The organism is Flavobacterium galactosi (genome assembly GCF_048158585.1).
GTDB classification, from domain to species: domain Bacteria; phylum Bacteroidota; class Bacteroidia; order Flavobacteriales; family Flavobacteriaceae; genus Flavobacterium; species Flavobacterium galactosi.
Window position 1 is genome coordinate 375171 of record NZ_JBLNKV010000003.1, and the last position, 25769, is coordinate 400939.

At 34.9% G+C, this 25769-nt stretch carries 21 protein-coding genes and 2 tRNA genes; 11 read left to right on the top strand and 12 right to left on the bottom strand.

What is annotated here, in order from left to right:
* Positions 1–117: 117 nt before the first annotated feature.
* The 4 genes from ACM55M_RS08385 to ACM55M_RS08400 form a co-directional block, all read right to left on the bottom strand.
* Positions 118–1527, bottom strand: a complete 1410-nt coding sequence (locus ACM55M_RS08385) for a RagB/SusD family nutrient uptake outer membrane protein (RefSeq protein ID WP_416857103.1) — start codon at positions 1525–1527, stop codon at positions 118–120.
* 31 nt (positions 1528–1558) lie between these two features.
* Positions 1559–4978, bottom strand: coding sequence for a SusC/RagA family TonB-linked outer membrane protein (locus ACM55M_RS08390; protein WP_416857104.1), 3420 nt, complete (start codon positions 4976–4978; stop codon positions 1559–1561).
* A gap of 158 nt (positions 4979–5136) precedes the next feature.
* Entirely contained in the window at positions 5137–6321 is a 1185-nt protein-coding gene (locus tag ACM55M_RS08395; protein ID WP_416857106.1) for a FecR family protein, read from the bottom strand.
* Between the two features lie 149 nt (positions 6322–6470).
* A complete protein-coding gene (locus ACM55M_RS08400) occupies positions 6471–7070 on the bottom strand; it encodes an RNA polymerase sigma factor (RefSeq protein ID WP_416857107.1) in 600 nt (199 codons plus the stop codon).
* 447 nt (positions 7071–7517) lie between these two features.
* Here ACM55M_RS08400 and ACM55M_RS08405 point away from each other — a divergent pair, with 447 nt between their 5' ends.
* The 6 genes from ACM55M_RS08405 (at position 7518) to ACM55M_RS08430 (ending at position 12816) form a co-directional block, all read left to right on the top strand.
* Positions 7518–8192, top strand: coding sequence for a response regulator transcription factor (locus ACM55M_RS08405; RefSeq protein WP_416857108.1), 675 nt, complete (start codon positions 7518–7520; stop codon positions 8190–8192).
* Between the two features lie 117 nt (positions 8193–8309).
* Positions 8310–9584: a HAMP domain-containing sensor histidine kinase gene (locus ACM55M_RS08410; protein WP_416857110.1), complete on the top strand. Its 1275-nt coding sequence runs from the start codon at positions 8310–8312 to the stop codon at positions 9582–9584.
* 80 nt (positions 9585–9664) lie between these two features.
* Entirely contained in the window at positions 9665–10390 is a 726-nt protein-coding gene (locus ACM55M_RS08415) for a hypothetical protein (protein WP_416857111.1), read from the top strand.
* 32 nt (positions 10391–10422) lie between these two features.
* A complete protein-coding gene (locus ACM55M_RS08420; RefSeq protein WP_416857112.1) occupies positions 10423–11373 on the top strand; it encodes a bestrophin family protein in 951 nt (316 codons plus the stop codon).
* A gap of 196 nt (positions 11374–11569) precedes the next feature.
* Positions 11570–12445, top strand: a complete 876-nt coding sequence (gene fabD / locus ACM55M_RS08425; RefSeq protein ID WP_416857114.1) for an ACP S-malonyltransferase — start codon at positions 11570–11572, stop codon at positions 12443–12445.
* A gap of 119 nt (positions 12446–12564) precedes the next feature.
* On the top strand, positions 12565–12816 hold the full coding sequence (locus ACM55M_RS08430; RefSeq protein ID WP_416857115.1) for a hypothetical protein: 252 nt from the start codon (positions 12565–12567) through the stop codon (positions 12814–12816).
* Positions 12817–12849: 33 nt separating this feature from the next.
* On the opposite strand, the gene galE is transcribed toward ACM55M_RS08430, so the two are convergent.
* Genes galE through ACM55M_RS08445 form a run of 3 tightly spaced genes read right to left on the bottom strand, consistent with a single transcriptional unit; the run spans position 12850 to position 15461 of the window.
* Positions 12850–13863: a UDP-glucose 4-epimerase GalE gene (galE, locus tag ACM55M_RS08435; protein WP_416857116.1), complete on the bottom strand. Its 1014-nt coding sequence runs from the start codon at positions 13861–13863 to the stop codon at positions 12850–12852.
* Positions 13864–13866: 3 nt separating this feature from the next.
* A complete protein-coding gene (locus ACM55M_RS08440; protein WP_416857117.1) occupies positions 13867–14325 on the bottom strand; it encodes a nuclear transport factor 2 family protein in 459 nt (152 codons plus the stop codon).
* A 5-nt stretch (positions 14326–14330) separates the two neighbouring features.
* Entirely contained in the window at positions 14331–15461 is a 1131-nt protein-coding gene (locus ACM55M_RS08445) for a DegT/DnrJ/EryC1/StrS family aminotransferase (RefSeq protein WP_416857118.1), read from the bottom strand.
* Between the two features lie 231 nt (positions 15462–15692).
* On the opposite strand from ACM55M_RS08445, the gene ACM55M_RS08450 reads away from it, so the two are divergent.
* The gene (locus ACM55M_RS08450; RefSeq protein ID WP_416857259.1) at positions 15693–16940 is read left to right on the top strand and encodes a 3-deoxy-D-manno-octulosonic acid transferase; all 1248 of its coding nucleotides are present in this window, start codon (positions 15693–15695) and stop codon (positions 16938–16940) included.
* Positions 16941–17278: 338 nt separating this feature from the next.
* Positions 17279–17521, top strand: a complete 243-nt coding sequence (locus tag ACM55M_RS08455; protein WP_416849311.1) for a hypothetical protein — start codon at positions 17279–17281, stop codon at positions 17519–17521.
* Between the two features lie 164 nt (positions 17522–17685).
* Here the strand turns inward: ACM55M_RS08455 and ACM55M_RS08460 are convergent, their stop codons facing one another.
* The 4 genes from ACM55M_RS08460 to mutS all read right to left on the bottom strand — a co-directional run bounded on the left by ACM55M_RS08460 (position 17686) and on the right by mutS (position 21140).
* A complete protein-coding gene (locus ACM55M_RS08460; protein ID WP_416857119.1) occupies positions 17686–18033 on the bottom strand; it encodes a DUF1508 domain-containing protein in 348 nt (115 codons plus the stop codon).
* Positions 18034–18211: 178 nt separating this feature from the next.
* Positions 18212–18297, bottom strand: a tRNA-Leu gene (locus ACM55M_RS08465).
* 12 nt (positions 18298–18309) lie between these two features.
* A tRNA-Gly gene (locus ACM55M_RS08470) sits at positions 18310–18385 on the bottom strand.
* A 148-nt stretch (positions 18386–18533) separates the two neighbouring features.
* Positions 18534–21140, bottom strand: coding sequence for a DNA mismatch repair protein MutS (gene mutS, locus ACM55M_RS08475; protein WP_416857120.1), 2607 nt, complete (start codon positions 21138–21140; stop codon positions 18534–18536).
* 162 nt (positions 21141–21302) lie between these two features.
* Between mutS and ACM55M_RS08480 the strand changes: the two genes are divergently transcribed.
* The 3 genes from ACM55M_RS08480 to ACM55M_RS08490 all read left to right on the top strand — a co-directional run bounded on the left by ACM55M_RS08480 (position 21303) and on the right by ACM55M_RS08490 (position 24582).
* Positions 21303–21758: a DUF1573 domain-containing protein gene (locus ACM55M_RS08480; RefSeq protein WP_416849315.1), complete on the top strand. Its 456-nt coding sequence runs from the start codon at positions 21303–21305 to the stop codon at positions 21756–21758.
* Positions 21759–21834: 76 nt separating this feature from the next.
* Positions 21835–22371: an RNA methyltransferase gene (locus ACM55M_RS08485; RefSeq protein WP_416857121.1), complete on the top strand. Its 537-nt coding sequence runs from the start codon at positions 21835–21837 to the stop codon at positions 22369–22371.
* A 39-nt stretch (positions 22372–22410) separates the two neighbouring features.
* Positions 22411–24582 (top strand): T9SS type B sorting domain-containing protein, encoded by a 2172-nt coding sequence (locus ACM55M_RS08490; protein WP_416857122.1) that lies wholly within the window; start codon positions 22411–22413, stop codon positions 24580–24582.
* A 16-nt stretch (positions 24583–24598) separates the two neighbouring features.
* On the opposite strand, the gene folK is transcribed toward ACM55M_RS08490, so the two are convergent.
* Positions 24599–25732 (bottom strand): 2-amino-4-hydroxy-6-hydroxymethyldihydropteridine diphosphokinase, encoded by a 1134-nt coding sequence (folK, locus tag ACM55M_RS08495; protein ID WP_416857124.1) that lies wholly within the window; start codon positions 25730–25732, stop codon positions 24599–24601.
* Positions 25733–25769: the final 37 nt, after the last annotated feature.

A 25769-nucleotide genomic window follows, 5' to 3' on the forward strand; every position in this document is an offset into this window, starting at 1 on the left:
AATCTTTAAAGAAGATAATTCTCTGACATAATAAAAAAAGAAAGACCGCTTACCTGTCTATTCGACAGGAAGCAGTCTATACTCCTAACAAAACTAACTAACTTAAAATCCTAATTTCTATTTATAAGCTTCATTTTGAGTAATCACACCCGGATTTTGGGTAATTACTAAAATAGGAATAGGCAATAATAATTTCGCTTCTGTAATAGTGATATTTTTACTACTGCTTTTAATTACTGGAATTGCTCTTCCGGTTCTTATTAAATCAAACCAACGATGGAACTCACATGCAAATTCGACCTGACTTTCATGTTCCAGCGCTAAATTCACCGTATTGTACTGAGCTGGATAACCTATCGCTCCATAGGCTGGTAATCCAACACGGGCACGAACTTCGTTCATGTATTTTGGATCTGAAGTTGCTTCTGTCAGCATTAGAAGAACATCAGCATAGCGAAGAATGATAAAGTTATTATCCGAAGCTTCTCTTAAACCAGCAACTGGAGCTTTTGTATCTTTCCATTTAATCGGAAATTTTACGTTGACAAATGAGTTGTTAGCAGTTTGATACCCATTTTGAATAGAGATGTCTCTCCTTGGATCACCCGTTTCATAGGCATTCCATAAATCATTAGCAATCTGATTAAATCCTCCACCCCAAGCTGTAACCACACGATTGTCAACTGGTGAGAACATGGCCCAATATAAACTGTATGGATTGGATACACCACCTTTATATTGAATCTCAAAAATAGACGACGCACCATTTTTCTTAGTTAAATTCCATAAATCGGCATAAGGTACCAGACTAAACTTGCCATAAACTTTCAACAAAGTTTCAGTAGCTTTTGTTTTATTCCCCATAGTTAGATAAACCTTACCCAGTAAAGTATTGGCCGCTTCTTGGCTGGCAGCACCTACAAAACGTTGACTTGTTTTTACTGGTAATTTCGCTACCGCAAAATCAAGATCCTCAATAATTTGGGCATAAACTTGCGCCTTTGGCGTGCGCCCTTGTGCATAAGCATTAGCAATACTGATTGGAGTTATGACCAATGGTACATCACCCCAGGCACGAACCATGTCAAAATAGTACAAAGCACGTAAAAACTTAGCTTCCCCAATTAAAGCATCTCGATTCGCAAAATCAAGTTTTTCGGCACTGACAATACTATTATTTACAATATAAATTGCCTTATAATAGTTATTCCAGAAATTGAGTACTAACTCATTATCGATAGTCATGGCGTGCAATTCAAAGCTTTCATAGTCTTGTATTCTTCCGGCAGCATTATCACTATATGCATTATCGGACATTAACTCGCCGTAGAGCGACGGCAGACTTTCAGGACCGTATAAAGTATAAAGCGAATTATAAGCAGACCACATCGCTGTTTCAATATCCTTCTGGGATTTATAAAAATTCTCTTCATTCGCATTTGAAATAGGCGCTTTATCTAAAAAGTCGGAACTGCAACCTAATAGGAATACGTTACAAAAAAGTATGATATATGTTATTTTTTTCATTTTCTTACGTTTTAATGATTTATCTAGATTTTTAAAAACTAATATTTAGTCCAGCGGTGGCTGTAAAAGGATTTGGATAAGCACCATAATCAAAGCCTACCAACACACCCGATTGATAGGTACTACCTTCTGGATCAAAACCTAAATAATCAGAGAATACATGTACATTTTCCATATTCAGATATAACTTTATGTTACTTACCTTCATTTTTTCAACTAATTTTTTAGGTAAATTATACCCCATACGAATATTTTGGATGCGAACGAATGATCCATCTTCAACCCAATAACTTGACCCAAAATCACGAACAGTAGTCGGCAACATACGCGGCTTAGGAATCATTCCGTTACCAGGATCAGCATCAGATTTCCAGTAATTGTTTACTACAGCATACATGTTACGGTTCCCTCCACCTACACCTGATTTTAGGAATCGGGCATTATGGTTCAGGATTTCTCCCCCTTGCGAACCGCGCAACAAAACGGAAAGTTCAAATCCTGCGTAAGAGAAATTATTCGTCAATCCCCATTGAAAATCAGCTTGATTGTTGCCAAGATAAGTACGATCGTTAGAATCAATTTTGCCATCATTATTGACATCCTTTACTCTTGGATCACCCGCTTCACTGCCTGGCCATACTGGATAAGCTTTGCTATCCAACTCCGCTTTTGACATGATTACACCCTCGACAACATAACCATAATACATCCCTATTGGTTGTCCTACAGCGGTGCGTGATGTCATACTACTAACATTAATATCTATGGGAGCATCGTTTACACCCAGTTTTAATACTTTATTTCGGTTGGCAAAAATATTAAAGTCAGTAGTCCATTTGAATTCACTGTCAATATTATGTGTACTAAGATTTAATTCAATCCCTCTGTTTTCTAGCTCTCCAATATTCGTCAAAGTAGAAGAGAAACCTGAAAGAATTGGAATAGGTACATTAAGTAACAAATCTTTCGTTTTTGAATAATAGATATCACCCGTAAATTTCACACGTCCATTAAAAACACTTAAATCAACCCCAAAGTTGGTCTGACCCGTTTTTTCCCATTTCAAATTTTTATCTGCAAAGTTTGATGTATAAATCCCTTGGTTCAAAGTACCTGAACTTACATAGGGACTATACCCCAATACCCCAATCGATCCGTAGTTTGGAATCTGATTGTTACCTGTTGCTCCATAGCTTAACCTAACTTTCAGGTTAGTTAACCAAGAAACATCCTTTAGGTATGACTCTTCAGACATACGCCAAGCAAGCGATCCTGATGGGAAATACCCCCATCTGTTATTGGATCCAAAACGAGAAGAGCCATCAGCTCTAACTGCTGCAGATGCCAGATATTTACCTTTGTAAGAATAATTGGCACGAGACAAATAGGAAACTAATGACCACTCTTCTGAAAAAGTGTTCCCTGCATTCACAACGCCTGCATTCAAGGTATGTACTAAATCATTCGAAAAATTACCCGCTGTCATACTACTCATATCGGTACGTTGTTCTTGAGCAGAATAACCAGCCAATACATTTAAATTGTGATTCTGATTAAATGTCTTATTGTAATTCAGTGTAGTTTCCGAAATCCAGTTATTCGATTGTAGTGTTTTGAAATCAGCCTGCGCTGGCACCCATCCAGAGTATCCCCAGTTCTGACCTGCATTCCAGTAGAAATTGTGAACTGTATTCTCAATATTAGAACTTGCAGAAGTTTTTAAAGTTAAATCCTTAATAATATCCCATTCCAGATAAGAAGTGACCGTAGCTATATTCGTTATTTTTTTAGTAGTTGCTTCCCTAGTTAAAGAATAAGGATGCCAAAGCTGGAAACCATATTTAGCAAATGTATTCCAAATTGAACTAGGATCTTTAAAACCCAGACTTCCTGTTTCAACATACAGCGGAAAAAAGGGATCACTTTGCAAAGCCAAGCTCACCACATCGCTTTTTCCACCTGTGCCGTATGGCGCTTCATTTGCACGGCTCAGGCCAATGTTCATTCCCATACGAACTTTATCATTAAACTTATGCTTGATATTTGACCTTAGATTAATTCGTTCGTAGGTGTTACTATCCACAACACCTTCTGAATTCAGATAACCCATTGACACCATGAATTGTGTTTTCTCGCTACCACCAGAAGCCGATAATTGAAAATTACGGTTTTTTGCAGTTCTAAATGCAACATCCTGCCAATCCGTTCCATTTCCGATACGGGCAATCCAAGCGGGATCCGAAAATTCTATAGGAACAGTTACATTAATTCCTCTTGTGGCCGATGGATTTGCGGCAACAATTGTCGCCCATGAATTATTTCTAGCCGCCGAGTTGAAGGCAATAAATTCTGAGGCATTCATCATATCCGTCTTACGGTTGACATGTGAAAAACCAGATTCAAAAGTCGCGTCAATTTTGGTTTTACCTGCCTTCCCTTGCTTGGTGGTGATGATAACAACACCATTTGCCCCCCTAGAACCATAAATTGCTGCTGAAGATGCGTCTTTCAATATGTCAATCGACTCAATATCATTAGGGTTAATAAAATTCAGTGGATTTCGATTAAAACTCAAATTACTCCCTGTAGTAATTCCTGTATCTGTTGAATTTGTTGAACTATCTTCCAACGGGATTCCATCAATAACATAAAGCGGGCTAGTACCTGCATTTATGGAAGAAGCACCACGTACTTTTATTGTAGGAGCAATACCAGGAGCACCTTGAGACTGTGTAATTTGCACACCAGTTGCCTGTCCTGCAAGTGACTGAAGCACATTACTATTTGACCTGCCTTGCAATTTTTCTGCGCCAACAGAAACCACCGATCCAGTCAAGTCTTTTTTCTTGATGGAACCGTACCCAACCACCACTACTTCATCTAACGTAGCGGAGTCTTCTTCTAATTTAATCAAAAGATTAACTTGACCATTTAACAAAATTTCTTTTGTTTTAAAACCAATATAAGAAACCACCAATATTGCTTTTTCGTTGTTTATCTTTATTGAAAAGTTCCCATCAAAATCGCTTTGGATTCCATTTGTGGTTCCTTTTTCGATAATATTAACTCCTGGTATAGGCTGCCCGGAACTATCAGTGATTTTTCCGCTTATTATTTTCTGCTGTACTTTGTTAGGAACAATTACAGTCTTTTCTTTAATTAAGATGGTATTATCTTTCGTTAGCTCAAAATTTAGATTATTACTGGAAAGACATTGTCCTAATAATTTAGACACTGTAATTGTACCTTTTTTTAATTCAACATTCGGAATGTCTTTAAAAACTTTTCTAGGATAAACAAAATTTAAATCAGTCTGTTGTTTTATAATTTTAAATACCTGATAAATTGTTGCTGATTGATCCTTTTCAATAATTACATTCACTTGTGCATATGTGTTGTGTCCATTGAGACAAAAAACATTTGTACACCATAAAAAGATAAATGCTCTCATAACAGTTTTAATTAGCCGCTCTCTAGCGGGAATAAAGACATTCTGTACTTTAATAATTTTCATATTTTTTTGGTTGGTTGGTTATACAATAGGTTAATAGATTAAAATGGTGTGATGAAGTAAGCGTCACAGAGGAATGCATGCTTCCTTCCCTGTTTTTATTCCAGAATTACTTCTTTATCTTTTATTTCATAGTTTTTTATAATTTTAAAATATTTAATACTTCTCAAAATTTCATCTAAGGTTTGGGTTTTCCTTAGAACACCATCAAAAATTTCGTTTTCAATTGCTTTATTTTTGAATATAAAATTAAAATCATACCAACGAGACAATACTTTCATCATATCCTTAAGTGTTATTTTTTCGAAACTAAAAACCCCTTCTTTCCATGATATGTCATTATAAACATCTACATTTTTTACAAATGAACTGCTTGTTGTGATGTTTAAATTTAATTGTTGATTTGGCATTAATCTTTGTTTTCTGTTTTCAATATTTACATCCACCTTCCCCTCAACTAAGGTTGTATAGGTATTCCCTTCATCCTTATACGCTTTGATATTAAATTCTGTTCCAATTACATCTACTTCCTGTTTATTACTAACCACTTTGAAATGACCCCCTTTATGTTTGGTACTAGGGGACACATCAAAATAGGCTTCTCCATAAACTAATTCTACTTGTCTGGTTTGTCCTTCAATAAAAGCTACTGGAAATTTTAATTTAGTTTCAGAATTTAACCATACTTGGGTACCATCAGATAATTTAATAAAGAATTTACCTCCTCTAGGGATTGTCAAATAATTATAAACTACTTCACTTGTTTTTCTTTCTTTAGCTTCATAAATAATTTCCTCCCCATTACTTTTGGCATTTTGTGTTTTCAATGAAGTCCCATTTACCAAAGCTATTTGCGATCCGTTTCCTAGGGTAAGTGTCGCTTTATCAGTACCTGGTTCCAGGGCATTTGCATCTTGCTGGACTATTACTGGAATAGCTTGAACTGGCTTGTTGAAAATAACATCCTTAAAAAAATAAGCGGTAGTTAAAATCCCTATGAAAACAGCGGCAGCTGTATAGTTCCTAAAATGAGATTTCCTTTTTAACGATGTCTTTTGTTGTTTTTGAGGAATCGCTAGTATTTTGTTCCGAATGCGAATAGCATCTTGGGCCGTCATCATTGGCTTTTCGTCCAAAATCACCAATACCTCTGCTACGCTTGGTAATCCACTTGATTCCGTCAAGCCTTGAATATACTGTACAACTTCATCAACTTCCTCTGGAGAGCATTGATTCAGAATGAACTTTTTTAGTAATTTTTTGATATGGGTCTCGTGTTGCATAATATACTTTCTTATATATAATACAGATGAGAAAAGGAAAAGTACTATTGACTATTATTATTTTTTTCGAAAAAAAAATAATAATACAGAAAAAATAAAAAGAAATAAAAAGAAAAGAAGCAAAAAAAAACGATAATAATAACGAATCATTATTCCAGCCAACGGGAGGAAAGAAGGCTAATAAGAAGTGTAACATCTCCATGCGTTTCCAAAAAATTTCTAATATCTGCTAAGGTTTTGCTCATTTGACCTTTTACGGTACTTACAGAAATATTCAATTCCTTGCTTATTTCCTCGTAAGTCATTTCTTTATTACGTGACATTTCAAAAATAATTCTACGCTTGGGAGACAATTGTTCAATAGCTTTATTCTTTATAATATCATAATCGGCTTCAGCAATGATGTCCTCAATTGGACTATATGACTTTTGACTTACGTAGAACACTTCTTTCTTAAGCTTATGGTTGTTTGCTACGGTACTAATAAGATTAAACGTTAAGTTGCGTGTAATGGTAAACACATAGGACTTGAATGACAAATCAGTATTAAGTCTGTCTCTATGCAGCCAGATATTTAAGAATACATCTTGAACAATTTCTTCTGCAAGGACTTGATTTTTAAGCATACTTAAACTATACGCATAAACATCATTACAATAGGTATTAAAAAGTTCAGTGAAGGCTTTTTCATTACCCGCCATAAGTGCTGTAACCAATAGTTTATTATTAATTGCTTTTGTTTCAGACATTGTGAATAGCTTCTATATACATACAAATTATTGATTTACTATAAAATAACTTTTTTTGTATCAAAATTCTCATTTAGAACCTTACTCAATACTAATATAGCAACTTGAATTACAATATTAATTAAATTAAACATATAAACAAACATACAATAGTAGAACTGACATAAAATCCTTTTTCATAATCTGAACTCGATTTATAATTTGGATTAAACCAGTGTACAAAAGCAAAATTTAGCCTATTTACGTTTATTGACTAACAGACACTAACCATCTTTCCCTTATGATTTGTTTCGATAAGAAAATGAATTATACCAGAAACCCCTTAATCTGATTTTAAAAAATTAAAATTAAATATTTCAATAAACTTTTGTTAATATTAGCCCTAAAGCCTTATTTTAAAAAAAACCAAAAGTTAAATCATTAGATTTGTATAAATAGTAAAGCTGGATGAAGTTATTAATAGTTGAAGATGAACCTAATCTTTCGTCCATTATCCGCAAAGGGTTTTCCGAAAAAAATCACGATGTAAGTGTTGCACTTGATGGCACAACAGCATTAGAGCTACTTTCTAATCATACTTTTGATGTGGTACTATTAGACGTGATGTTACCGGACATTAATGGAATCGAAATTTGCAGACGTTTGAGAGCCGCAAAAAATTTTGTTCCCATTTTATTATTAACCGCTTTAGGAAGTAGTGAGAATATCATAAACGGATTGAATTCCGGAGCCGATGATTATTTAGTAAAACCTTTCAAATTTTTGGAACTTGATGCTAGAGTTAATGCGCTATCCAGAAGAGCGGGTCAGATCCAGAAACCGCATGAAATTATTGTTATTGCGGATCTTGAAATTAATTCCAGAACAAAATTGGTAACCCGAAATGGCGATACTATACTATTGACAGCCAAAGAATTTAAACTTTTGTACTATCTGGCCATAAATTCTGAAACCATTTTATCCAGAGAGCAACTTCTAGACAATGTTTGGGACATCAATTTTGAGATGAATACAAATGTTATCGACGTCTACATTAACTATTTGAGAAAAAAAATTGACAAACCCTACGACACTAAACTAATTCACACCATGAAAGGTTTGGGTTATGTACTGAAACAATAAAAAATGCAGATTAAGAAAAAAATTACCCTTACCTATATCGCTCTTTCAACCCTCAGCACCCTTTTATTGAGCTTGGTGGTTTTCTTTTTGTTCAAACAAAATAACCAGTATTATTTTTTGAAAAGACTACAAGATCGAGCGAAGATCAGCGCTTCGATTCATTATCAAAATGATTCCGTAAAAACGCGTTATTTCAAAGAATTTAAAGCAAAGGGACTGGAAGAACTGATTGACGAAGAAGATTTTGTTCTTAAAGTCAACGGGGCAAATACATTTGAATACAACACCAATCTTAATTTACCTGCTGATTTTTATACAAAAGTGATGACCAATGGTTCTGAATGGATTGAAGATGACAACCGTTATTTTTATGGCCAGACTTTTACCGAATCCAATCAAAAATACATTATAATCATTACTGCAAAAGACCGTAGGGGAAATACCAGCAGCATTTATATTATTCGCATTCTATTTTTTGGTGGATTGGCTTTCATACTGTTAGCGTATATTTTTGGTAGATTTCTAGCGCGAAGAGTTATAGATCCCGTAGCCAGAATTACTTACGAAGTAAAAAGAATAAGTGCATCAAACCTCCACAACAGACTTCCCGAAAGCAAAAGCACCGATGAAATTGGCGATTTAATAAAGACCTTTAACAATATGCTGGACCGACTGGAAACCTCCTTTGAAATTCAAGCTAATTTTATCAATAATGCTTCCCATGAACTAAAAACACCAGTAACTACCATAATTGCCGAAGCAGAGATCATGCTCTTAAAAGAGAGAAGTGTTACGGAATACATCTCCTCTTTAGAAAACATTCACAGTCAGGCCTCCCGACTGGGAGATCTCACCGAAAGTCTTTTAAAACTGACACAAACCGGTTACGACGGAAAAAAACAATTACTAGATGTCGTGAGAATTGACGAACTTCTAATGGATGTAAAATCGGATATTGATAAAATTTATCCTAATAACAGGGTAAAAATTAAAATCAATAAAATTCCTAGCGATCCCAGTTTACTGGAAATCCCGTGTAACAGATCCTTATTGGAACTTTCGCTGAATAACATTATCGCCAATGGTGTCAAATATTCTGATAATGAAACCGTTTTTGTTACTTTATCGGGAAACAATTCCTCGATCAAAATTTCGATTACTGATATTGGAATTGGTATCCCCGCAGAAGACATCCCCCATCTTTACGAGCCTTTTTTCCGAGGCAAAAAAGCGTCAAAATACAATGGCTATGGATTAGGACTTCCGCTTGCCATGAAAATAATCAGGATGCATAATGGCGAACTTAAAATACAATCTGAACCAGATCAAGGCACTATTGTAAACATTACGTTTAATACCGCCAACATTAGAGACTCTAATGTTAATTCTTAGAATATTCTAATGTTAATTTAAGATTGCTGTAAACTGGGTACTGTTATTTTGTATGTATAAATAAATCAAATTTTATACAGATGAAAAATATTCTAATTCCTACGACATTACAAAGTGATACAATCAATGCAATTAAAACAGCAATACAATCATCTAATGGGGAGCCATGCCAGCTTATCCTGATGCTGATAACTGATATTCCAGACACGTATTCCTCTGCCAATTTATTAAGAAACATCAATCAGGATCTAAGCGCTACACAGGAAAATGTTTTACAAATGTGTAGAGAAATTATTTTGGAATCCAGCAATTGCACCTTAAAAATCCACCATCAATACGGCATTTCTTCTCCCCTTTTTAGAAATCTAATGGAGCATTTCGCTATTGACTTAACAATAATTACTCCTTCATTTAAATCTTCTAAAAAGAAAATAAATATGTATTGTTTGCAAATCATTTCCAACAGCAAATGTCCCATTTTACACCTCAACACGAACTTTGAAGAAGAAGTATTTAGTCAGGCATTGTATATTAAAAATTCAGATTCCGTCCTTCAAGTAGAAGATTTACAAACCTATGTAAACACCCTTTTTTCTTTAAAAATCGTAAGTCAAACTAAAATAAATGACCAACAAAAAGCGAATGAAATAGAACCCTTTTTAACCGATACGATATCAAAAAATAACATAAATATTCTGATCGAAACACGAAAACCCAAGAAACTAAAGCTCCTAAAAAAAGAAAAAACTGCTCTTAACGAGACATTAGGGTTACCCGTCCTTTCTTTATACGAAGAGGTTTATTAAAGATGATTGTTTAAAATTTTAATTCAAAATATATGTTACTAAAAAAGAAAATTCCCATGAAATATGTATTGGGAAAAATAAAAAACGAATTAGCACTAGTCATTTTCTTTTGCATTGCATTCGAAATCTTTCGCTATTTTTTCACAACTGTATCTATTAATATTCCTATCGCAATCCCTACAATAATTGGTACAATTATTTCATTGCTACTGGCATTCAAGTCCAATCAAGCGTATGACCGATGGTGGGAAGCCAGAATAATCTGGGGGTCCATTGTTAATGATTCCCGAACACTATTGCGACAAATTATAATTTTCTATACTGATCCCGATTTTTCAGTACAGGCAAACGATTTCAAGGAAAAATTTGCAAAAAGACAAGCGGCATGGTGCTATAGCCTTGGGCAAATGCTGCGAGAAAAAGATCCTACAAAAACAATAAAGGATCTACTGGACGAAAATGATTTACGCTTTGTAAAAAGGCACAAACATGTTCCTAATGCTATTTTAATGTTACACGCCAAAGATTTAAGAAAGGCACTTAGTAACCATAAAATAAATGTTTACCAACAAGTGGAAATTGACAATACATTAACGCGATTGTGTGATTCAATGGGGAAATGTGAACGAATAAAAAACACTATTTTTCCAACTACATACAGTATGTACATCCGATTTGCGCTGTGTTTATTTATAATTCTCTTGCCTTTTGGTTTAATCAATACTATTGGCTGGCTTCAAATTCCATTAGTCACAACTATTGCGGCGGCTTTTTTCTTAATCGAAAAAATGGCTATTCATTTACAAGATCCATTTGAAAACAGGCCTACTGACACTCCGGTAAGTGCCATTTCAAATGCAATTGAAAAAAACCTTATGCAGATGGTTAACGAATATCGAGATGAATTTGATGAAGAATTATATGCTTCTGAAGCAAAAGCACATCACATACAACCTTTAAATAATGCTTATTTCGTTCTTTAATTTCAACTTGTAAATCCACTCCTTAATTGGAGTGGATTTTTTTGATTGAATCTCATTATTTATCATAAAGGTAAACTTTTCAGGAGCAAAATGAACCCAAACAGATGGTTTCAAATACCGTAAAAAATAGTATTTTTGCGTTCTGATTGAAACTACTTTTTCAATCTTTAAATTTTTCAATCTTTAAATTATACAGATGAAAGCATACGTATTTCCGGGTCAGGGTGCACAATTTACAGGAATGGGCAAAGACTTATATGAAAACTCTCCATTAGCAAAGGAATTATTCGAAAAAGCCAATGAAATTTTAGGTTTCCGCATCACAGACATCATGTTTGAAGGAACCGCCGAAGAATTGAAAGAAACCAAAGTTACACAACCTGCTGTTTTCTTACATTCGGTGATTTTGGCAAAAACGCTTGGTGACGATTTCAAACCGGAAATGGTGGCAGGCCATTCATTAGGTGAATTTTCAGCATTAGTGGCGAATGGCGCTTTGTCTTTTGAAGACGGATTGCGATTGGTTTCACAACGCGCTTTGGCAATGCAAAAAGCCTGCGAAATAAAGCCTTCCACTATGGCAGCAGTTTTAGGATTAGCTGACAATATCGTCGAAGAAGTTTGTGCTTCGATTGACGGAATTGTAGTGGCTGCAAATTACAACTGCCCAGGACAATTAGTGATTTCAGGGGAAACCACCGCAGTGGAAAAAGCCTGTGAAGCGATGAAAACGGCTGGTGCAAAACGTGCTTTGTTGTTGCCCGTTGGTGGTGCTTTTCACTCTCCAATGATGGAGCCGGCAAGAGAAGAACTGGCAGCTGCAATTGAAGCAACCACTTTCTCGACTCCTATATGTCCAGTATACCAAAACGTAACGGCAAGCGCTGTTTCAAATCCTGCAGAAATTAAGAAAAACCTAATCATACAATTGACTGCTCCGGTAAAATGGACACAATCTGTACAACAAATGATTGCTGATGGTGCTACTTTATTTACCGAAGTGGGTCCAGGAAAAGTATTGGCTGGATTAATTGGAAAAATTGATAAAGAAGCGGTTACGGCGAATGCGTAATTTCAGGCAGCAGATTTAAAAAAATATGAAATAGAATCCTCATAAATGAAAGTTTATGAGGATTTTTTTATCTTTATAGGATGAGTTCACTCCATTATTAATTTTTTAAAATAAAAAAAATGAAAAAAGCACTTTTAGGATTCGTATTTGTTGCAACTTTAATAACTTCTTGTAAAAAAGAAACAAAAGATGAAGTAAAAGAAGCTACCGAAGCTGTTGGAAATGAAATGGAAGAGGCGATAGATACAGCAGCTGTAAAAGTTGATGCGGCGGTTGATTCTACCAAGAGTAAAGCTGGCAAGGCTCTTGAAAAAGGAGCTGATAAAATGAATCAAGCCGCTGAAAAATTAAAAGAAGCAGCAAAAAAATAATCCAAAAAAAAGCTGTCATTGACAGCTTTTTTTTTATTTTCTAATTTTCTGTTCCCACTTCCAGGCACTGGCCAGAGATTCTTCTAGTGTAGCTTCTGCTTTCCATCCTAAAATAGTATTTGCTTTATCCGTATTGGCGTAAGCCGAGGTAATATCGCCTTCGCGACGAGCCACTATTTTATACGGTAATTTTTTACCGCTTACTTTTTCGAATGCATGGATAACTTCTAATACTGAACTTCCGGTTCCGGTTCCCAGATTAAAGGTTTCTACTTTAGCGGTATTTTTTTTATTTAATAGTCGCTGTAAAGCAATAACATGGGCTTTCGCCAAATCGACTACGTGAATGTAATCCCGAACAGCTGTTCCATCCGGCGTAGGGTAATCGTCACCGTAAACAGACAATTCTTTTCGTAAACCCAATCCGGTTTGCGTAATAAATGGCACTAAATTTTGAGGAACCCCAAGCGGTAATTCCCCAATTTCGGCAGAGGAATGTGCTCCAATCGGGTTAAAATAACGCAACAAAATGGTGTTGATATTAGTTGCCTTGGCTACATCTGTGATGATTTCCTCCCCTATTTGTTTGGTATTTCCATAAGGAGACATCGCCGTTTGAATGGATGCATCTTCAGTAATTGGCATTTTTTCGGCCTGACCGTAAACCGTGCAAGACGAACTGAAAATAAAACTGGCTTCTGGTTTCTGTTGCAATTCCTGCAAAATATACACTAATGTATTAATGTTGTTTTCATAATACAACAACGGATTTTCAACACTTTCACCCACTGCTTTTGAAGCCGCAAAGTGTATCACTCCTGAAACATCGTGATGCCTTTTAAAGAAATCCTGCACTTTATCCTTTTCGCGCAAATCTAGTTTTTCGAAAGCAGGAATTTTTCCAGTAATATTCTGAATTCCGTCCAGCACTTTCAAAGATGAATTCGAAAGATCATCGATAATGATTACTTCAAAGCCCTGATTTTGTAATTCGACAACAGTATGCGAACCGATAAAACCCAACCCTCCTGTTACTACTATTTTCATGTTTTATTTTTTATCGCTTGGTGGTGATAGTTTAAAAGCTTGTCTGGCAATTAACAACCATTGATTTTTTTGTTTTTGCCAAACAAGCATTATTCCAATTTTGATGTCCTTTTCAACTCCAGCATCTCTGGTATGGGCTGCAAGTGCATGTCGTACTATAGCAACGTCGCCAACAACCGTAATGGTTTGATTTTGAAACTCGATTGTAACGAAGTCAGACACTCCACTAACAATATTTCCAATAAACACGTTTTGATTTTCAAGATGCCCATCAGAATGTCCGTAACTTAAATCTGTTGACGTTACTGCCGTAAGTTTATTTGCATCAGCATCAATCATTGCTTGGCGCAAAATTTCGACACGAGCTGCAACGGCGATTTCTTCCTTATTATTAGAGCTATTTTGAGCAAAACCTGAAAATTGAAATAAAACCACCGCAATAGTTGCAAAAAAATATTTCATGTTATTTACTTTAAAAATTCTAAGACACTATCCGTAATAAACTTGATTTGTTCCTCATCCAATTCGGTGTGCATGGGTAAAGAAAGTACTTCTTTCACCAATTGATTGGTTACCGGAAAATCTTCTTCTTTGTATCTTGAATCTAAATAAGCCTTTTGAGAATGCAACGGAATTGGATAATAAATAGCACATGGAATTCCTTTATCTAATAAATGTTGCATTAAACCGTTTCTGTCGGCATCGATAATGCGTAACGTATATTGATGAAAAACGTGGCAATCACAAATAGCACAAATATTGGGCGCAATTATATTTTTGTGCCCTTCAAAAGCTATTGAATATTTTCGGGCAGCATCTTGTCTTGCTTTGCTGTACTCATCCAACAAAGGCAATTTAGCATTCAAAACGGCGGCCTGAATACTGTCTAAACGCGAATTTACCCCTACCACATCATGGTGATAGCGTTCGTACATTCCGTGATTCACAATTCCGCGAAGTTTATGAGCCAATGCATCATCATCCGTAAAAATAGCACCGCCATCACCGTAACAACCTAGATTTTTTGAAGGAAAAAATGAAGTCGAGCCTACATGTCCAATAGTCCCCGCTTTCTTTTTGGTTCCATCCAAGAATTTACAATTGGCGCCAATTGCCTGTGCATTGTCTTCAATAACATATAAATTATATTCTTTGGCAACAGCCATAATTGCTTCCATATTGGCGGCACGACCAAACAAATGTACCGGCACAATGGCTTTGGTTTTTGGCGTAATGGCGCGTTTAATTCCTTCGATGGAAATATTCATATTATAAATATCTACATCGACCAAAACTGGCGTCAATTGCAACAAAGCAATCACTTCCACAGTTGCGGCAAAAGTAAAATCGGCAGTGATTACCTCATCACCCGGTTTTAAATCCAATCCCATCATCGCAATTTGCAAAGCATCGGTACCATTGGCACAAGGAATTACATGCTTTACGCCTAAATATTCTTCTAAAGATTTTTGGAATTGATGAACTTGAGGCCCGTTGATATAAGTATTGGTATCTAAAACATCCTGAATAGAGGTATTTACAAGGTCTTTTATTTTATCATATTGACTTTTAAGGTCAACCATTTGGATTTTTTTCATTGAAATTTTTGTTTAAAGTTCGAAAGTTTAAGGTTTCTAAAAACAACAAATACTTTCTTAAAACGAAAAACAAAAATAGTTATTTAATGAGTTTAAACCAATGAAACCCACATTAAAAAAACAGTATTCCAACTGAAATAAAAAAGTGGGTTCCTGAGAGCCAAAATTTAAATATTTCTTTCAGAAGAAATTAATATAAAGAAAACGTATTTTAGCCCCAAAATTTCAATGATGCTTTTTCTTTATAATCTTATTATTCTAATTGCTGGTTTTTCATTAAAAATCATAGCGCTTTTCAGTCCAAAAATCAAACTTTTTGTTGAAGGTCGGAAAGCTGTTTTCCCTACTTTAGAACAAAAAATAAAACCTTCTGACAAGACAATTTGGTTTCACGCTGCGTCATTGGGCGAATACGAGCAGGGCTTGCCTTTGATTGAAAAAATCAAAGAAAAATTCCCTTCACACAAAATTGTGGTTACTTTTTTCTCCCCTTCGGGATATGAAGTCCGTAAAAACAATACCGTTGCTGATGTCACAGTTTATTTGCCTTTGGACTCTAAAAGAAACGCACAAGAGTTCTTAAAACTTGTCCACCCGGATTTAGTGTTTTTTATCAAATATGAATACTGGCTGAATTATTTAAGCGAACTTAAGAAACAAAACACACCCACTTACTTGGTTTCAGGAATTTTAAGAGAGAACCAAATGTTCTTTAAATGGTATGGTGGCTTTTACAGAAAAGCGCTGGATACATTCACTTATTTTTTTGTTCAAAATGAAAACTCCAAAAAATTATTACTACAATTAAACAAAACCAATGTAGCGGTTTCCGGAGACACTCGTTTTGACAGAGTTGCTGCAATTTTAGAAAAAGACAACACTTTGGATTTCATTGCTACTTTTAAAAACGATACTTTAACTATTGTAATTGGCAGTTCTTGGCCAAAAGACGAAAATTTATTAGTCGATTTTATAAATTCGAATAATTACAATGTCAAATTTATAATAGCACCCCATAATATAAAAGACGAACAAATTCAACAGTTAAAAAACAGTATTACTAAAAAAACGATTCTTTTCTCTGAAAAAGAAAATGTGACTCTTGCTGAATATGATGTTTTGATCATTAATACCATCGGGATTCTGACCAAAATATACAGTTATGCCGATATTGCTTATGTTGGTGGTGGTTTTGGAAATCCTGGCGTGCATAACATCCTTGAACCGGCGACTTTTGGCGTCCCAATAGTTATAGGGCCAAACTATTCCCATTTTGCCGAAGCAACTGCTTTAATGAATCTGGAAGGCTGCATTTCTGTTTCCAATAAAAAGGAACTGGATGCTGCTTTCACAAACTTAATCCTAAACGAGATAGAACGACAAGAAAGGGGACATATTTGCAGCACTTTTGTACAAATGAATAAAGGCGCCACAAATGTGATTATGAATACCATTTCAAATTTTCAAACACATTACTAGTTGAATACTGATTTAATAAAAACATCTCTTAACAATAAATTATTCTAAAGATTTTCTTTTAGACAAACGATCCGTTATTAAGCGAACTCTTGATAACTTTCTGTAAGAAGCTTTGATACTCCCCGAAATTGGATTATAAAAAAGTTTGTAAGAGTATCATTCATTAAATTAGCAACAATATATTTCACTTCATTAGCCTTCTGGCATAATAGTTGTTGTAAATGAGAATGTTGACAAAAAATATTATTTTTTAAAAAAAAAATAAAAAAATATTTTACATATTAAAAAATTTATATCTTTGCCACGAATTAATAATTAACCTTTTATAATAAAGTAAGATGAAAAAAGTATTTTTAAGTTTAGCTGTTGTTGCTGTTTTAACTGTTGTATCATGTAAAAAAGCTGACGCTCCTGCTGGTGACGCTGCTGTAGTTGATTCTGCTGCTGTTGTTGTTGACTCTGCTGCTGCTGTAGTTGATTCTGCTGCTGTAGTTGTTGATTCTGCTGCTGCTGTAGCTACTGAAGCTGCTGCAACTGCAACTGACGCTGCAAAAACTGCAACTGAAGCTGCAAAAAAATAATTAGAACTTAAATTCTAAAAATTTTAGAGCCATCCGCCTAGCGAGATGGCTTTTTTAATTATTTATAGTAGCGTTTTTTTAACCTCATGATAAATAACAAAAAGAGAGCATTGGTAATCACCAATACTCTCTTTTTTTGTTTCAAAACAATTGTTTTCTAAATCTTAATCCGAGAAAATAAAATCATTCTCCGAAAAATCTAATATTTCCGACTTTGACCCGTAGAGTACAATTTCATTGATTCCTTTTTGAAGACGCAAGGAAGTTGTATATTTTCTACTTGTCGCAAAATGATTACCTCCTGACATCAATTTAAAAAAGTACTTCCCATTAGAAGATTTAAACTTTAAAAAATCAGCTGATGCAATGTCTTGTTTAAACTTTTCAATATCTTCTTCACACTCAAACTTAAGTTCATAACTTAAACTTGTAAAAATAATTTTCCCTTTTCTAGAAGTGAAAACAAATTTATACTCGTCATTATTTCTTTTACTAATCACAAAAGCTCCCATAATACATCTTTAAATACACCAAATCATCAAAAACTAACTCTCCTAACAAATATGCTTTCTTCACCCTTGCCACGCTAAAAACATTGCAATAGCAGCTGTTTAAATTGACATTCAAAAAATTAAAATGGATTTGTTATAAAATAAAAAAAGCTCCAAACATAGTTTGAAGCTTTTTTAGTACTCAGAGCGGGACTTGAACCCGCACGAACATTGCTGTTCACTGGATTTTAAGTCCAGCGTGTCTACCAATTTCACCATCCGAGCATTATGTAGTGTTGGAGCGAAAAACGGGGCTCGAACCCGCGACCTCGACCTTGGCAAGGTCGCGCTCTACCAACTGAGCTATTTTCGCATTTTCAATTTTTAGAAAGAACCGCGATACTTGTTCTGTATTGCGGAGGCAAATTTAGGACATTTATTGAATTATACAAGCCTTTTTTATAAAAAAATCACAGATAAAAGTTAACTTTCTGATAACGTAAACTTTAAAACAAAATAAATTATTTTCTGGTCAACATTCTTTTAATTTCATTAAGTTTCATCAACGCTTCCATAGGTGTAATGGTATTTATATCTAAACTTATGATCTCTTCTTTGATTTCCTCTAACAAAGGATCGTCCAGATTAAAGAAACTCATTTGCATTTCGTCTTTTGCAGCTTTAATTCCGTTCAACGCATCGCTCGAATGATTCTTTTCCAATTTTTTCAAAAGCTTCTGTGCTTTCAAAATTACGATTTGAGGCATTCCGGCCATTTTAGCGACATGTATTCCAAAACTATGCGCGCTTCCTCCTTTTACTAATTTCCGAATAAAAAGCACGGTATCTTTCAATTCTTTGACAGCAACATTATAATTCTGAATCCTCGGCAGAGATTCACTCATTTCATTCAACTCGTGATAATGCGTTGCAAATAATGTTTTGGGCTTTGAAGGATGTTCGTGTAAGAACTCTGCAATTGCCCAAGCAATAGAAATTCCGTCATAGGTACTCGTTCCTCTTCCAATTTCATCCAACAGCACCAAACTTCTATCGGAAATATTATTCAAGATAGAAGCTGTTTCATTCATTTCGACCATAAAAGTAGATTCTCCCATCGAAATATTATCACTCGCTCCTACTCTGGTGAATATTTTATCTACAATTCCCATTCTCACGCTATCCGCAGGAACAAAACTTCCCATTTGAGACAAGAGCACAATCAAGGCCGTTTGTCGCAAAATAGCCGATTTTCCAGACATATTGGGCCCCGTGATCATTATCAGCTGTTGCGTTTCTCTATCCAAGAAAACATCATTTGCAATATAAGGCATTCCAACAGGCAGTTGTTTTTCGATAACAGGATGTCTTCCGTTTTTGATTTCCAGCTCAAATGTTTCGTCTAGTTCCGGACAAACATATTTATTTTCGATAGCCAATTGCGTGAAAGAACACAAACAATCCAATTGCGCAACCAAATTCGCATTCATTTGAACTGGCTTGATATAAGTGGCAATCCAACTCACCAATTGTTCAAATAACTCTGCTTCTATTTTATGAATTTTTTCTTCGGCACCAAGGATTTTGGTTTCGTATTCTTTTAATTCCTCAGTAATGTATCGCTCAGCATTGACCAAAGTTTGCTTTCTAATCCATTCAGTAGGAACTTTATCCTTGTGCAAGTTCCTAACTTCGATATAATATCCAAAAACATTATTAAAGGAAATTTTCAACGATGATATTCCTGTCAATTGCGACTCTCGTTTTTCGATTCCTTCCAAGAATTCTTTACCAGAAGTTGATATCGCTCGTAAATCATCTAATTCAGCATTAATTCCTTTGGCAATAGCATTTCCTTTGGCAATAGCCACAGGAGCATCTTGATTTAAAACCGTTTTTATTTTTTCACGCAATAATTCACAACTGTGCAAACTGTCACCAATTACTTTTACCGCTTCTTGCGGACTTTCTAACGCTAAGGTTTTTATTGGAATAATAGCGTCCAATGATTCTTTTAAATAAACTACTTCACGGGGCGATACTTTTCCGGCAGCAATTTTCGAAATCAAACGTTCCAAGTCTGAAATTTGCTTGATTTGATTCTGAATATTTTTCAAAACCTCTTGATTTTCTTTTAAATAAGAAACCACTTGATGACGACTTTGTATTTTAACACTGTCTTTCAAAGGTAGCGCTAACCATCTCTTTAATAATCGCCCACCCATTGGCGAAAGCGTTTTATCAATCACATCGAGAAGCGTCACCGCATTAGGATTATAACTGTGATACAATTCCAGATTTCGAATTGTGAATCGGTCCATCCAGACATAAGCATCTTCGGCGATACGCTGAATTGCCGTGATATGTTGCAGACGATTATGTTGGGTTTCGGACAAATAATACAAAATCGCTCCCGAAGCAATAGTTCCTTCTTTCAATTCTTCAATTCCAAATCCTTTTAGGGAAACGGTCTGAAAATGCTTGGTTAAGGTTTCGAATGCGTAATCTTCTTTATAAATCCAATCTTCCAAGTAAAAACTATGGTAATCATCTCCGAAAATTTCTCGGAAATCATTCTTATTGTTTTTTGGAATTAAAACTTCGCTTGGATTGAAATTCTGTAATAACTTATCAATATATTCTGCATTCCCTTGCGCCGTAAGGAACTCACCTGTGGAAACATCCAAAAATGAAATCCCTATTGATTTATTTGCAAAGAAAACAGAGGCTAAAAAATTATTCGTTTTAGATTGCAAAACCTCATCATTCATAGAAACACCGGGAGTCACAAGTTCCGTAACACCTCGTTTCACAATGGTTTTGGTCATTTTCGGATCTTCGAGCTGATCGCAAATTGCGACACGAAGCCCTGCTTTGACTAGTTTTGGTAAATACGTATTTATAGAATGATGCGGAAAACCTGCCAGTGCAGTCTCCGTTTCTGAACCTGCCCCTCTTTTGGTCAATGTTATCCCAAGAATTTTTGAAGCACGAACGGCATCCTCTCCAAAAGTTTCATAAAAATCCCCTACTCTAAACAATAAACACGCATCCGGATATTTCCTTTTGATCTCATTATATTGCTTCATTAAAGGCGTTTCTTTAACCGTTTTCTCTTTAGGTGCCAAGTTATTTTATATTTAAAAAATGAAAAAAAAATGTGTCAGCGAATTTAAATATTTTAATGCGAATAAGTAACACTTCAAAAAATTAATTTTTTTAAGGAAAAATTAAGCTAATGGCATGATTTTTTCTTTAAATTTGTTTAACCAATTAAAAAAACAAGAACAATGAAAAAAATAGTTACACTAGCGTTATTATTAGTATTAGGGGTTACAGCTTCTAATGCACAAGAAACATCAAAGGTTACAAAAAAAATAAAAGCTACAACTGCTAAAGTTTCAACTCCAAAAGTAGATGGTGCAGGAATGGTATTTGTAACTGAAGTTATTGATTACGGAACAATTGCACACAATGCAGATGGAAAACGTGAATTTGTTTTTACTAATAATGGCAACAAACCATTAATTATTACAAATACTCAAGGTTCATGCGGATGTACTGTTCCTACTACTCCAAAAGAGCCAATTGCTCCTGGTGCAAAAGGTATTATTGGTGTTAAATATGCTACTGATAGAATCGGTGCATTTACAAAAACTGTAACTGTAACTTCAAATGCTGCAGGACAACCAACTAAAGTACTTACTATAAAAGGAACTGTTTTAGGGGATGATGCAAAAAGCTAAATTCTAAATTAATTTATAATAAAAAAGCTTCCCTAATTTCGGAAGCTTTTTTTATTAAAGTAAAATCCAAAAATATATGAGAAAACTGGAAAACAGCGAACTCGAAAGAAAAACTATTGAAGCTTTTAAAGAATCTGAAAAAACACCACTTATTTTAGTGTTAGACGACATTAGAAGTTTACATAATATTGGTTCAGTATTTAGAACCGCTGATGCTTTTTTGATAGAAAAAATATACTTGTGCGGCATAACAGCAACACCTCCAAACAAAGAAATCCATAAAACAGCACTTGGCGCTACCGAAACTGTGGCATGGGAACATAACGACAGCGTTCTTGAAGTTATTGAAAAATTAAAAAAAGAAAATATTACCACACTTGCAATCGAACAAGTAGAAAGCTCCATTTTTCTTCAAGATTTTGAAGTTGAAAAAGAAAAAAAATACGCTTTAGTTTTCGGAAACGAAGTTTATGGGGTTTCTCAGGAAGCTGTTGCTTTATGCGACGGATGTATCGAAATTCCACAATTAGGAACCAAACATTCGTTAAACATCTCAGTAAGTGCAGGTATTGTAGTCTGGGATTTGTTTCGAAAATTAAATTGGCCGAAATAATTTTTTTTTTGAACATTAAATAATTAATACTTTTACAAAATGAGATTTAGTCATTTTTTTAAAATCATAGTGCTGCTATTATTTATCTGTTCAAAAGCTACTTTTGCCAGTACCTATAATTTGTCCGCCAAAAAAGATGGTAGAAACAAAACTAATTCGATTAAAAATCCATTACGTAAAAATTTGGAGGAAAACACAATTGCTATAGATCCTCCTAAGATTAAGGCCGAGGGAAATCAAACATACTGCCCACAAACCTATGTCAAAATTGCAACTAGCGTAACAATAACGAGCGACCCCGCAGAAACCAGTACCAATGCGGTTTACATTCAAATTTCATCAGGTTATGTTATTGGACAGGACCAACTTACTTTAACGGGCTCTTATCCTAATATCATATCCAATTGGATTCCTGCTGAAGGAAAACTAATATTATCCAGCTCAACAGCTAGTTTAGTTCCCTACAGTGATTTTGAAACTGCAATAAAAAATGTTGAGTTTTACAATTCATCTCTTTCACCATCAGGAATTAGAAACTTTTCTATCAGTTTAGGGACAGGACAAGCAAATTATTTACCTCGAAATGGTCATTTTTACGAATATGTACCGAGTTTAAGCATCACTTGGTCTGCAGCAAAAGCAGAGGCAGAAACAAAAACATATTATGGCCTACAGGGTTATTTAGCCACAATCACTGCCGCAGATGAGGCACAATTAGCCGGTAAACAAGCACCTGGTACGGGTTGGATTGGAGGCAGCGATGCAGAAACTGAAGGGATATGGAAGTGGGTAACGGGTCCTGAAATAGGGACTATTTTTTGGAATGGTCTGGCAAATGGTTCAACCCCTAATTTTGCTTTTTGGAATTCAAACGAACCAAATCAAGCTGGAAACGAAGATCATGCACATATTACTGCTTCTGGGATTGGAATTCCAGGGTCATGGAATGATTTGTCTAATACTGGTGATCCAAGTGGTAATTATCAACCCAAAGGTTATATTGTAGAATATGGCGGAATGCCAGGCGAACTTCCTCTTCAAATTTCAGCAAGTATAACAATCACAATACCTATAATAAACAGCACAATACCAGCCTCAAGATGTGGTTCAGGAACAGTTATGCTCCAAGCAACTGCTTCTAGTGGAACAGTAAATTGGTATGATGATGCTGGAAATCCTGTTGGCACTGGAAACAGCTATACAACCCCTATATTATTAACGACTACTACCTATTATGTCGATGCGGGTTGCACAACAGCAAGAACACCAATTATAGCAACCATAAATAAAATTCCTTCAATAACTTCAACAAATACGCCAGTTACTAAATGTGGTTCTGGACCAATAACACTCTTGGCTACTACAGATATAGGAATTATAAATTGGTATTCAAGCTCAACAGGGACAAGCATTGAAGCGACAGGAACAAGTTTTACAGTTCCCAATAGTACTCAAAACACCACTTATTATGCGGAGGCAGTAAATAATGGCTGTGTTTCTACAAATAGAATCCCTGTAGACATTATCATTTATTTTCCACCAGCCGTGACAGATCAAATAGTGACACTATGTAAATCGAGTACAATAACTCTAGACGCATCACTTTCTGGTATGATTTATTTATGGTCAACTGGAGAAACAACGCAATCAATTACTGTTACTACGCCGGGAACCTATTCTGTAACTATAACAAGTACAGCACTCGGAAACTGTAGCAGCACAAAAAAAATTACTGTCATTGAACACGATACTCCTGAGATAGACCGTGTTGATGTCAACGAAACCACGGTAGTCATTTATTTAAAACAAGAACAAGTTTATTTTGAATATTCCGTTGACGGAATCAATTACCAAAGTTCAAATGTATTTTTCAATGTCCCTAGCGGACTACAAACTGCCTATGTGAGAGAATTAAACGACTGCAGCTATGATACAGAAAACTTTATTGTATTAATTGCTCCTAAGTTTTTCACACCAAACAATGACAGCTATAATGACTTATGGGAAGTTAAAGGATTAATTAATTACCCTGAAGCCGAGGTGACTATATTTGACCGTTACGGAAAATTAATCATTCAACTAAACGAATCAAAACTGACTTGGGACGGAACCTTAAATAAAAGTTTATTGCCTGCATCCGATTATTGGTATGTTTTAAAAATAGACAATACAAAACCCGAAATAAGAGGTCATTTTTCGTTAAAAAGATAATTATTTCTAATTTCTATTAACTGATTTTCTGCTGGATTTGATCCAGAATATAAAGGTAATCTTCTTGATTTTTTACAAAATCCCGATTAGACACATCTATAATCAGAACATTCAGTTCCGTTTGTGATTTAATATAATCCAAATATCCGTTATTAATTTTATCCAAATATTCTGCCGGGATTTTTTGTTCGTAGCTTCTGCCTCTCTTTTTAATATTTTGCAAAAGACGCTCTGAATTTTGGTACAAATAAATATACAAATCTGGTTTCGGCATTTCTCTGTAAATAATATCAAACAGGTTTCGATACAAACGATATTCATCTTCAGCCAGCGTTATTTTGGCAAAAATCAAGGATTTAAAAATATGATAATCGGCTACTAGAAAGTCTTTAAACAAATCAAATTGGGCTAAATCATCTGATAATTGTTGGTACCTGTCGGCAAGGAATGACATTTCAAGCGGAAAAGCGTATCGGTTTTGATCTTTATAAAATTTAGGTAAAAAAGGATTGTCTGCGAAACGTTCTAAAACTGTTTTCGCATTAAAATCCTCAGCAATTTTCATAACCAAAGTTGTCTTTCCGGCTCCAATATTCCCTTCAAAAGCAACATAATTAAATTGTTCCAAAGCAATACTTTGCAAAGGATTTTCTAAATCTTGTACTACTTTACAAATGCTTTGATCTGGAGAAACTTCAAGCAATTCCGATATTGTTTTTTTAAGAATAGGATGTTTCCAATCTAAATTCAAATCCTGAATGGGTAACAAAACAAATTTCCTATTTTGCATTAATGGATGTGGAATCTGAAGCTTTTCGGTTTCAATAATTGCTGAATCGAAAGCAATCAAGTCAATGTCTATAATTCTAGATTGGTAACCCAATTCTTCACTGCGAATACGGCCTAATCGTTTTTCAATTTTTAAAACCTGAGCCAGAATTTTATTTGCTGAGCTAAAAGTGTGAATCACTAATGCACAATTATAGAATGCATCACTGTCAAAACCCCAAGATGGCGTTTCATAGAGTCTTGAAACTTTGATTACCGTTCCTACTTCCTGATGTATCAATTGCAAGCAACGCTCGATATTTTCTAATCGGTTTCCTTGATTGCTTCCTATCGATAAAATAACTTGATGCTGTGATTTCATATTAAGCACAAATTAACTAAAAGAATTTTAGAATAGA